This window comes from Clostridium sp. 001, from assembly GCF_019056555.1.
GTDB lineage: Bacteria > Bacillota > Clostridia > Clostridiales > Clostridiaceae > Clostridium_B > Clostridium_B ragsdalei.
In genome coordinates this window covers 2859951-2872159 of the sequence record NZ_CP020473.1, presented here as the reverse complement: position 1 = coordinate 2872159, position 12209 = coordinate 2859951, and the positions used below count along the sequence as shown (strand labels likewise).

At 31.5% G+C, this 12209-nt stretch carries 10 protein-coding genes; 3 read left to right on the top strand and 7 right to left on the bottom strand.

All coding sequences use genetic code 11. The annotated features are described in order from the left end of the window. Positions 1-696: 696 nt before the first annotated feature. The 4 genes from dprA to B5S50_RS13405 form a co-directional block, all read right to left on the bottom strand. Positions 697-1800, bottom strand: a complete 1104-nt coding sequence (gene dprA, locus B5S50_RS13420) for a DNA-processing protein DprA (RefSeq protein WP_217302069.1) — start codon at positions 1798-1800, stop codon at positions 697-699. A 12-nt stretch (positions 1801-1812) separates the two neighbouring features. After that, positions 1813-3360: a YifB family Mg chelatase-like AAA ATPase gene (locus tag B5S50_RS13415; RefSeq protein ID WP_368041483.1), complete on the bottom strand. Its 1548-nt coding sequence runs from the start codon at positions 3358-3360 to the stop codon at positions 1813-1815. Positions 3361-3388: 28 nt separating this feature from the next. Continuing rightward, complete coding sequence (locus B5S50_RS13410; protein WP_217302067.1) at positions 3389-3955, bottom strand: transposase; 567 nt, start codon at positions 3953-3955, stop codon at positions 3389-3391. Positions 3956-4170: 215 nt separating this feature from the next. Continuing rightward, positions 4171-4344 (bottom strand): ATP-binding cassette domain-containing protein, encoded by a 174-nt coding sequence (locus B5S50_RS13405; protein WP_217302066.1) that lies wholly within the window; start codon positions 4342-4344, stop codon positions 4171-4173. A 132-nt stretch (positions 4345-4476) separates the two neighbouring features. On the opposite strand from B5S50_RS13405, the gene B5S50_RS13400 reads away from it, so the two are divergent. Continuing rightward, a complete protein-coding gene (locus B5S50_RS13400) occupies positions 4477-4665 on the top strand; it encodes a hypothetical protein (protein ID WP_217302065.1) in 189 nt (62 codons plus the stop codon). Positions 4666-5279: 614 nt separating this feature from the next. On the opposite strand, the gene B5S50_RS13395 is transcribed toward B5S50_RS13400, so the two are convergent. Both B5S50_RS13395 and B5S50_RS13390 read right to left on the bottom strand, forming a co-directional pair. Continuing rightward, positions 5280-8807, bottom strand: coding sequence for a cell wall-binding repeat-containing protein (locus B5S50_RS13395; RefSeq protein ID WP_217302064.1), 3528 nt, complete (start codon positions 8805-8807; stop codon positions 5280-5282). Between the two features lie 846 nt (positions 8808-9653). After that, positions 9654-10709: a cell wall-binding repeat-containing protein gene (locus tag B5S50_RS13390; protein WP_217302063.1), complete on the bottom strand. Its 1056-nt coding sequence runs from the start codon at positions 10707-10709 to the stop codon at positions 9654-9656. 205 nt (positions 10710-10914) lie between these two features. Here B5S50_RS13390 and B5S50_RS13385 point away from each other — a divergent pair, with 205 nt between their 5' ends. Next, positions 10915-11355, top strand: coding sequence for a cell wall hydrolase (locus tag B5S50_RS13385; protein WP_023162692.1), 441 nt, complete (start codon positions 10915-10917; stop codon positions 11353-11355). A gap of 26 nt (positions 11356-11381) precedes the next feature. Continuing rightward, complete coding sequence (locus B5S50_RS13380) at positions 11382-11762, top strand: hypothetical protein (RefSeq protein WP_023162691.1); 381 nt, start codon at positions 11382-11384, stop codon at positions 11760-11762. Positions 11763-11834: 72 nt separating this feature from the next. On the opposite strand, the gene B5S50_RS13375 is transcribed toward B5S50_RS13380, so the two are convergent. Beyond that, a complete protein-coding gene (locus B5S50_RS13375; protein WP_023162690.1) occupies positions 11835-12104 on the bottom strand; it encodes a hypothetical protein in 270 nt (89 codons plus the stop codon). Positions 12105-12209 lie beyond the last annotated feature (105 nt).

Sequence of the window (12209 nt, the reverse complement as noted above, 5' to 3'; positions counted from 1 at the left end):
TTTTTCTAATATAAATCTAATGGAGTTCTAATCAAAAATCAACGTATACCCCAGATATTTTTTTCTTAGTTTTAGTTAAAGTTTATCATATTATTATGTTTTTATCCATATAATACTTTTTCATGAAATGTGGAACAAACATTGAAGTGGGAATAACTGAACTCATAGCTGTTAAACTAGACATTACAAATACTTCAATGATAATCCGGGGCAAAAGATATTTATTCCAAATATAGATATAAAAACAATGGAAAATGAAATTGTAAAACTTTTAAATGAAGCAAGGATAAGTGCAGGATCAGCCATTTAGGGCAAATCGGGGGCATTTTCCATCCCATTAGGTGCCTGTCACCATATTGGAACATTTATATCCCACTTGGTGACACATTAACTAAAAAAAGAGAATATCCTCAAAGGATACCCTCTATTATTGATTTGACTATTAAATTTTTCAACCAGAGTAAGACTTAGCTATTTTTATGCTTTAAAGATATTTTAAGATATGGTAATATAATTCATCCGTTCATAATTATTGAAAGGAAACACGCCTAAAGGTGCTGCAATCCAGTCATACAATAGGAAAAGGAAGGTTGTACTTCCCTTACTCCCCTCTATTTCTTGCATTCACACATTCTCCAAGGTATTTAATTCCTTTGCGAGGAAAGTTTTTCCAAGCTTGTTTTCACTGTCCATAGGTCAGCCCCCTAATGTCTTTGTGAAATAAAATTTACCGCGAAAAATTTTAATTTTTCCATCCAACTCCATTAAAGACAGCTTTTCTAAAACATCTACTTTATCATCATTTACAATAACTTGTAGTTGCTCTATTGTTTTAGGTTCTTTATTTATAGCATTTAAAATTACTTTTTCTATATGGTCTACTTTTAAATCGTTTTTAACTACATTACTTATACAATACTTATTTTTACTTGTAATATTGGAATATGAGTCTAGTAATTGTTGCTGGGATATATACAAAGTTGCTCCATTCAATATCAATTTATTACATCCTCTGCTTTCTTTTGAAAAAATATTATTAGGTACTGCAACAACTTCTCTATTATATTTTTTAGCAAATTGTGCTGTTATAAGAGAGCCACTCTCTTCACCAGCTTCTACCACTAAAAGCTTATTACTAAAAGCTGAAATTAATCTATTCCTTTTAGGAAAATTCTTCGAATATGGCTTTGTTCCTGGTGGATATTCTGAAATTACTGCACCATTTTCGATAATTTTCTCCATAAGTTTTATATGTTCTTTAGGATAAACTAAATCAACACCACTACCTAAAAAAGCAATAGTATATCCTCCTGCATTTATACATGCTGTATGAGAATAACCATCTATTCCTTTTGCCATACCACTTATGACAGAAATATTGTTCTCTGCTAAAAACTCTGCTGCTTCTTTAGCTATTTTTTTACCATAACTAGTACATCTTCTAGAACCTACTATTCCTACTCCCATACAATCTTTAGTGATTGTACCTAAATAATATAAAAGTATAGGAGAATCTTTAATATTTTTAACTTCTGAAGGATATAGAAGATCATTTATAGTTAGTACCTTTATATTAGTTTTTTCACATTTTTTCAATATAGCCTCTGCTTTATTTATGGTTTCATTCTTAGAATTCAATATTATCTCAGCTACTTTTTCTCCTATACCATCTATATTCATTAACTCTTCTTTATCAGCATCAAATATGTTTTTAGGAGTTTTAAATTCTTTTAAAAGCTTCTTTGCTATTATATTTCCAATATTCCGTATTTCACTTAGCCATATCAAATAAATGTCCATTCAACTTCTCCCTTATACTACTATCATGTTTGCTTGTTCTTTATCTAATTCTCTACACATAAGTGCTTTTGCTACATGCTTCTTTAATATATTTTCTGATTCATCCATATCTGCAAAGGTTCTAGCTACTTTTAAAAACTTATGAAAACTTCGTGCACTATATCTAAATCTATCGTAAGCTTTTTCTAGCAAACTGGTACTTTCTTTATCCAATTCACAAAATTCTCTAATCATAAATGGTGTCATCTGAGCGTTGCAATTTACTCCTTCTATGTTTTGAAATCTATTGATTTGTATTTTTCTTGTTTTTTCAACTCTTTTTCTTATTTCTTCAGAAGATATTCCTCTTTCATAACTTGAAAGTTTCATAAATTCAACTGGCTGTATATTCTTTTGTATGTCTATTCTATCTAATATAGGTCCTGAAATTTTTTGCCTATATTTTAAAACTTCATAATCAGTACAATGGCATCTATCCTCTCCATAATATCCACAAGGACAAGGATTCATTGCAGCTGCTAGCATAAAATTAGCTGGATAGGTATTTGTGAATTTAACTCTAGAAATAGTTACCTTATTGTCTTCTAAAGGTTGCCTTAAAGCATCTAACGTTCTTTTATTAAATTCAGCTATTTCATCTAAGAAAAGTACCCCATTATGTGCAAGAGATATTTCTCCTGGAAGTGCATTATTGCCCCCGCCTATAAGTGAATTAGTTGATGCATTATGATGAGGTGCTCTAAAAGGTCTTTCTGTAATAAGCCTTCCTTTATTTTTTAATAAACCTGCTACACTGTATATTTTAGTTACTTCTAATGCTTCCTGCTCCGTCATATCTGGAAGTATTGTTGGGATTCTCTTTGCAATCATTGACTTACCACATCCCGGAGAACCAGAAAGTAGTATATTATGTCCACCAGCTGCTGCTACCATTGTGAATTCTATAGCTTCATTCTGACCTTGTACATCCTGAAAATCTACAAGAAAACTTCGTCTTATCACCTGTTTATCTTTAAAATCTTCTACATTACTATAATTAGAAGTTTCCTCAAGAAAATCTACTACTTCTTTTAAAGTTTCAAATCCAAATATATTTATATCATTAACAAGAGATGCTTCCCTTAAATTTTCTCTAGGAACTATTATATTATTTATACCTTTCTTTTTTGCTTCAATAACCATAGGTAATACTCCACTGCAAGGTCTTAGATCAGCATTTAAGGATAATTCCCCTATAAATCCAAAGGAAGATAAATCATTTGCACTTATTTGCTTTGACTGTATAAGAAGGCCTACTGCCATACCCAAATCAAAATGTGATCCTCTTTTTTTCATATCACAGGGCGAAAGATTTATTACTATTTTCATTTTTGGAAATTCATATTTTGAATGAACAATAGATGCTTCAAGTCTTTCTCTTGCTTCCTTTATTGCAGTATCTCCAAGTCCTACAATAGAAACAGATGGCTGACCGTAAATAGTATCCGTTTCTATTTTAACCACATATGCATCTATTCCACTGATAGCAAAGCTATTTACTACTGAAGCCAAAGATTTCATCTCCTTTTTTATAATCTTCTAGAATTTGCTACAAAACAATTTTGGTCTTTATAGCACTTTCCACAAACTTTTTATATAGCTCTCTTTCATTCCTTTTTTTAAAATATGAAAGCACTTCTTTTGTTGTTATTAGTTTTTCTTTCTTTTTTCCTATGTACATGCTATAGCTACTCCACTGATAATCCTCAGGTTTTTCAACCATATTTGCTCTTATTGGATTGAGATGAATGTATCTACTAGCTTCAAGCATTTGTTCATCTGATTTTATAAATTCTGGATGATATCTATCTTGAAATAAGTGTCCTATATAATTATATTTTTTATTAAAATACTTTGCATACATGGCATTCACTCTACCTATAAATTGTCCTGGTGCTTTATCTTTAGTTTTGACCAGTATATGCACATGGTTATCCATTAAACAATAGCAAATTATTTCATATTTATCATACTCAAAATATTTTAATGCTTCTTCAATTAATGTTAAGTAATATTCAAAATCTTCTTCATCCTTAAATATATCATTTCTATGATTTCCTCTTGCAGTTATATGACAGCTAGCTCCGGGAAACCAAGGAACTTTTGGTGTTGACAATATAAAACCTCCTCTTTGTTATTTATTTAAAACTATTGCCAATTACAATAATTTTACACACATTAAGTCAATTTTACTACAAATAATAATCAATTTTACATAATGAACTTTCATATAAAATTAAAAAGAGTATGTACTAAAAAGTGATTATTTCTCACTTCAATACATACTCTTCTCTATTTCAGTTATCTATTACAGCTTGTTGATGGAAAATTTTACACCCCTGGGGTCTTTGCGAGACCTAAAAGGTCGAGCTTGCTACTCTTTCCGCTGCCAGAAGGTCCTACGATAGAAATAAAATCCCCTTTTTCTACATCTACTGATATATCTTTTAGTATAGTATTATTATCTTTAACATATGTTACATTTTCAAATTTAAGTAACGTCATTATAACACCTTTTTTCTAATATAAATCTAATGGAGTTCTAATCAAAAATCAACATATACTCCAGATATTTTTTACTTAGTTTTAGTTAAAGTTTATCATATTATTATGTTTTTATCCATATAATACTTTTTCATGAAATGTGGAACAAACATTAAAGTGGGAATAAATGAACTCATAGCTGTTAATCTGGAGATTACAAATCCTGCAATGATAATACCGTGGCAAAAGATATTTATTCCAAATATAGATGTAAAAGCAATGCAAAATCAAATTATACCGTTAGTAAATCAACCAAGGATAAGTGCAAGACCAACCATTTAGGGCAAATTGGGAACTATCAAGAGTGGCCATATATAAATTTCAAGACATAAACAAGAAATGATACTTTGATCACACATCTCCTACCTACGCTTCACCTTTTACCATAATACAAAACTTCGGCATAAAATTTACTGCTGCCGATAAAAATATTGCCATGGGACAAAGGACTACCCAGGAGGTAATGAATTCCTGAATAAACTCTCCATGACATAGTGTCAATATTTTAAATCCAAGTTTGAATCAAATAAGGGTTGGCCTTGCTAAAAGCTCCAATGGAACTTGTTATTGGACACAGCAATTTATAAAATCCTATTAAACAATTGCTTTTTAAACAAGACGTCTGTCACTGGGGTATTTTTCATCCCATTAGGTGCCTGTCACCATATTGGAACATTTATATCCCACTTGGTGACACATTAACTAAAAAAAAGAGAATATCCTCAAAGGATACCCTCTATTATTGATTTGCCTATTAAATTTTTCAGCCAGAGTAGGACCTGACTATTTTTATGACTTAAAGATATTTTAAGATATGTCAGTACAATTTCATCCGTTCATTTATATTCAGTAAAGAGAACAGTCATAATGACCGTCCTCTTTTACTTATATATCACTTAGTTGCCTTTAACTGCTCCTATTGTTCCAACTGTAATTGTTCTAAGTTTAATATCATCACTTGATGGAACATAACTTGCATGTTCATCATTTTGATCCTTTAATGTTCTAATAGATACAGAAGGCTGAGCTATTACACCAATCTTATCTGTACCAACAGTGTCGAAATAGGATGCTACAGGATTATTGTTAAATTTAACATCATTGCCATCTTCATCTTTAGTATTAAATAAGAATCTAACAGTATTTCCTGAAATAGCTATATTATCTGCTTTAATATTTCCTCCACCTACTGAGAAAGTAAATGCATCTGTTGTAACTCCACTATTCGGATCTATTGGAGTATCAAATGTAATATCAACATATGCTTGATCTGTAGTACCTATTTTTAATTTATCAACAGTTCCTTTTGTAGCATCAGTATTGCCGACTATTCCTGCTGCCCAACCATTAGTAGTATCATCTGCAATTGTCTTTGGAGCTGCATCATAATAATAAGGTATTATTTTATCTGCAGCAGTTATTGATTTTATAGTTGCACCAGTTATATCAGTTGTTGCAAGTGTTTTATCAGGAACAGTTGTAAGTTGAGCATCTACTCCTTTTGCTTTAACTGCTTTTAAAGCATCTGATCCATCATTAAATTGAAGTATTACTCTGTCTCCATCCTTATAACCACTAGATGGAGCTTGACCTGCTAATAAGAAATCTGAAGCATCAAAATTATCTATTGCAGTATTAAATTTAAGACTAACTTTAAGGTCATCTGAATTATCTTCATAATATACTTTAAATGAAGTATCATCTACTGTTGTTCCAGTTGCTGGAGGATTCTCTACTTCTAATGTTGAAGAAACATCTAATGCAGTTCCATTAGTATCCTTAACCCCAATTACAGCTATTTTACTAACAGTATTATCATCACTCTTACCAGCTAATTTAGTACCATAAGCATCTGGGAATTTTATAGTTACACTCTTATTATCAGATCCAGGAGTTAAATCTACATCACTTGGTAATGTTTTTGTATCTCCACTAGCATTTTGGAATTTATAACTTGATTTATCTGTAAGCGTACTTGCATCCATTTCCTTGTTAAATGTAACAACTACTTTTCTATAATTATTAGCATCGGATGTATCTTTAATTGCATATGCCTTTAAAGCTTCTGGTGAGACATCACTAGAACCATCAAATGTAGTAGTATAGTCATCCATCTTATTTGGTGTTGAAGCAGTATCTATTATATTTTTGATTGTTATTGTATATTTGGAATCAGAGAATTTATATTGATTTCCACTTAAGTCTTTACCTAATTTAATATCAAAAACATCTGCTGAATTTGATGATGTATCACCTGCTATTATAGGTGTTGTTAATCTATTAGTTATATCACTTCCACCATTATCCTGTAACTTGTAATTGCTAATATTTTTAGCATAAGTAGCATCTACATTTTTATTGAATCTAACACGAATTGTAGTATCACTAAGTGTAGTTACAGAAGTTACTGCTGGTTTAGTATCATCCTCTGATAAATCGAATGATTTATAAGTATCATCATCTACTTTATTTCCATAAGCATCTTTTACATTATCTTTAACATATAATTTATTTGAACCTTTATTAAGTCCTGATACTGAAAGTTTAATCTGAGTATCATCCTTTTTAAGTTCTGCTTTGCTTATATTAACTTTTCCATCGTTTATTTGATAATTATTCAATATACTAGCATTAGCTGGATTAGTTACATCTCCTACAGTTGTCTTAGGATCCATTGCTCTATCAAAATTTATATAAACTTTTCCATCATCATTAGCTGTTATACCTGTTATTTGTGGTTTAGTAGTTAGTGTATCAATATTAAAATCTTGTGTAGTTTCTTGGATAGGGAATCCTGCTGCATCTTCTAATGTTGATGAATCTCCAGTATCAACTTTTAAAGTATTATTTCCAGTTTTAAGTGCTGAATTAAAATAAAAATCAACTTCGTTTGACCACAAATTGCCATTAACCTTAACAGAATTCTTTACTTCTGAAGTATTAGTGTCTAATCCAAAACTACTTAAACTCTGATCATTTATCTTAAATTTACTTGCTGCAGAACTAATAGTTGCACCTAAATTAACTGGTTCAGAAAATTTAACAGTTAATTTTTTGTTTCCTCTAGCTTCTACTGAATCTAATGTAGGTGCAGTAGTATCATTAAATGATACAGTCTGAGTGAATTCAGGAACAGTAGTTGATTTATCTGCTGATAATACTCCTTTTTTAACTTTTACTTCTACATTATCTCCTTGATTTCTCTTAGTTGCAAGAGTTAATAAAACAGTCTTATTATCATCTTGTAATGTTGCATTATCCACATTTTGTGTAAGTGAAGATCCATCCACCTTATAATTATTTACATCTTCTGCTGTATCAGAATCAACTTCGTTATTAAATACAACTTTGATTTGTCTCAATCCATTAGCACTAATTGAATTAACGTCATAATCAGTAGGGTTTGTTGTTTGTCCTGAAATTTCACTAATTATTGAATCAGGAACAACGCCTGTTCCTCCTATTACTTCTATATCCTTTGCATTTTCGCCCTTAATATAAGCTACAGCACTATTAGTTGCATCTGTACCATCTTTATCAACTAATACTAATGGTGCAGTATATTTTCCAGCTAATGCGGAAGCAACTAATGCATCTGCATAAAGGTTGTCTGGTGTAGCTGCGCTTGCATTTGCTACATATAACTTGTCAGCTTTTAAGTCACTCTTGAATGCATTTAATACCTTTAAGTTAGTATCAAATCTACTTGATCCACCATCTACTCTCTTAGCAGTTGTTCCAAAAGCATCCTTTATTGTATCACTTATAACATTTGTAGTTCCAACAATTGTAGCATTTGACTTATTGTCTTTTACAAAATCAATTGCTGCTTGAGACGCACTTTTATCATTATTTGCTAATAATAATATTTGTCCCTTTGCTGCTGCTACTGGTGCTACAGAAAGTGCATCTGCAAATCCTTGTCCGCCAACTACCATAACATCGCTAGCACTAACTCCTAAACTAACTAATTCTTTAGCTACTGCTACATTAGTTAAATATCTGTTTGATCCACCTAACTCTTTTAAAGTATATTTGGATTTAAGGCCATCTCTTATGCTCTGTGAAATTGAAGCATTTCCTCCAATAACATATACATTCTTTGGTTTTAATGTAGTCAATGCATTTTCTGCATCTGAACTAAGTGTATTTCCTGTAGTTAAAAGTATAGGTGCATTTAATTTTTTAGCTAATGCTGAAGCACTTACTGCATCTGCATATCCTTCACCTGATACTAATACAACATCATCTGAAGTTGTCCAGTTTGTTGTTGCAACCTTTGCAGCTGTTGCATATCTTGTTTGACCACTTACTCTTGTTACTTGTCCCTGTGCTGCTTTAACAGGACCTGCTGATAAAGCTGTAGTTAATACCAAGGACATAAGTGTAGCACTTGCAAGTGCCTTTGTACTTTTCTTACTCATATTGTAATACCCTCCTCGATTAAGTGAATTTTAATTAAAATTCTTTATATATATATATATATTTTAAATATATACTTTCTTAAAATGTATTTCCAAGTGTTAAGTGCTATTTAAGTAATTTTTACAATTATGTATGTATTCTTTTACAATCCCATTCCTTTACACTTATACTGCTTGGTCAACATTTATGAAACAGACCTTATTATACCACATATAAACTACACATTCTACTAATTTTGTGCAATCTTACGTGATTTTTCATAAAATTTTAATACTTATATAACAATAGTAACAAATTCATCCTCTATTATATCATAATAAATCCATAATTTCTACGGTTTACACCTTATGATAAAGGATTTATAAATTACTATTAATAAGATATGATTCAATTATACAACATCATTTCTAGTTTTTCCATACTTTATGCCGTAGTAATTTACGGTTATATGGGAAATATATTCCTATTATATGTCTGGAAATTAATAATCTCGTTTAATTATACTTCTAGCACTTATATATTATTCTACACAATCTATAAAAATCCTTTTTTTCAATTCATAGTTCACAACTTCCTTATTGAAGCAAAGCTTGTAAAAAGTTTAAAGTTCAAATATAAATAAACATAGTCATTTACTATACAAATGACTATGTTTATGAGAAAATGACTATATTAAAGATATGATTATTAATAGACTCAACTTTTTTTGAGAGGACAGATGACAATTGACAGAGGACAGTGAAGGAGTATTGTCCTCTTGAAAAAGTTATGTCGTAATGTTTTTATATTAAGCCAAAGTTAAATTATTAATTCTTAATTTAAAAAAAGAGCCCAAAGGCTCTTTTTTACTCTATTCCTATGATTTGCAAATCATCGGTGCTTTGAAGGGTATTTTGTATGTCCTGGGAAACAACATCTGTTCCACCAACTATTACTACATTTGAGTTATCCTTAGCATTTGCAAATATATAACTATTGGCATCTATTACCTGCGCCTGTCCTGCTCCTAAACCTGTTAAAACAACTGGTGAACCAGTTTTTGCTGCTGCCGCAGACGCTACAAGTGCATCTGCAAATTGATCTTGTGCTGCTCCACCTGCTGCTACATATATGGTACTGAAATCTAAACTATTGTTGTTTTTAAAATAATTTAAAACTGCCAAGTTTGTAGCAAATCTATTGGCACAATCTGTATCACTTGTAACTTTATTTCCACCTACGGAAGCTACTACAGCTTGTGGTAAAACTCCACTTCCTCCTACTGCTTGTATAGTTAATCCTTTGGAAGTTATTACATCTTTAACTACAGGTGCTACTTGAGTTTTAGATGCAAATAGTACAGGATATCCTTTTTGAGCTGCAATTGAAGCTACTGAAAGTGAATCCGCATACCCATCTTGTCCATTTACGAGTATTGCATTTTTTTGATTGCTCATACTAAGAACTTTTTTGGCAACTTCTGCATTAGTTCCCATTCTAGTGTTATCTGTAACACCAGCTATACGTTCTACGTCATATTTATCTTTTAAAGTATTCTCTATATCTGTAGATACAACTCCTGTACCTCCAACTATATATACCTTTGTTGCTCCCAAACTACTTATAGTTGAAGCAACTTCAGATTCTAAATTATCTCCATGAGTTAAAAGTATTGGGGCATTAAGCTGCTTTGCCAAAGGCGTAGCACTTACTGCATCTGCATATCCGTATCCATTTACCAATATTACATTTTGAGATTTACTAAACAAATCTAAAGCTACTTGATTAGCTGTGCCTATTCTTCCTCCAGCCCCACCATCTGTTCTTTTTACTGCAGCAGCTTGTACATTTGCAGCGCCTAAAGTAACTGACAGTACAAGGGCAGTCAATATAGGGCTTAAAAACCTTCTCTTTTTCAACATTAGTTTACCTCTCCTTCAATTAATTATTAACATATATAAATTAATTATTAACACATATAAACTAATTATATAACAATAGCAGTTTTTTTTATAGACAATATAAAATTTTTTAACAAATATATTACTATTCCTAAATACTGGTTGTAACTTTTTAGTGCCTTTTTAAATACACTAGTATTGTAAGCAAAATATACGAGGTGAAATCATGGCATTTTCATATAGGGAACTGCTGGCCAGAATTATAAAATGTGAAGCAGGCGGTGAAGGGGAAAATGGTATGAAGGCAGTGGCAACTACCATTATGAATAGAGTTAGAGTACCCTATGGAGAATATCAGAGACTAGGTCAAGGTGACCTTAGAAAAGTGCTTTATCAAAAAGGGCAATTTGACTGTATGCGTACTGAAATAGGGGGCGTTCCCAATCCTCAAAATATCTGGTCAATGGTACCTGAACAAATACACTATGACATAGCAGACTGGGCACTTGCAGGTAACAGATTATTTACTATAGGCTACTCTCTCTGGTACTTCAATCCCTTTGCCCCATGTCCGTGGACTTTCCCTTACACTGGCACAGGAAGTTTTCAAGTGAAAGTAGCAAATCACTGCTTTTATAATCCAACAGAACTATATGCTAAAACTTGATTATTAATAAATATGGAGGTATCTTAATGATTTCAAATTATCCCAATTACTTTAGAACTATGCCCATGACTCCTGAACCTGAACCAGAAATGCCTGAATTTGACTCCAGTGATGAAATACGCCAAACGCCAATACCATCTCATCCACCAATGCCATCCCCTAATCCTTTTGAAATGGCTCCAGGTTCTCCAGTACAACAAGACACAAATTACACTCAAGGTTACTTAAAAACCCAAATAGGTAAAAGAGTAAGAGTAACTTTCCTTTTGGGTACAGGAACACTCCAAGATCGTACTGGAATATTGGATAGTGTGGGAATTAGCTATATAATAATAAGAAATGAAGAGACAAGTACAAGAGAGCTGGCAGACATATATTCTGTAAAATTTGTGACCATTTTTGACTAGCTTCTTCAATACACAATTCATAACTGGCAATTTTTAGTGTAAAAAATAAAGAGTTCCTTTCATAGGATCTCTTTATTTTTCATCATCAATTTCTTCTATTTCAAATTTATCAAATTCAACTTCATCTATAAAATTATCAGAATTAAAAGACGTCTTACTTCTCCTATTATATTCTTCCAAGTTAGCAGGAAGCCAGTAAGGCTTTTCTATGTCAAATTTTCTGCACAATTCCAGAATACAACTTTTTAAATCTTCCTGATAATTTTCTCCGTCCTCTGATACAACTACTTCATCTTTTATTATTTTATTGTGCTTAACTAACTTTCCCCATATTTTCAGCATATGACACACCCTTCAATAATCGACATTTTATTATATATAACTGTACTTTCGCAGTTTAGAAATAATGCGAAGCAAAGCTTTGCAAGTTAAGAATTAATAATGAAA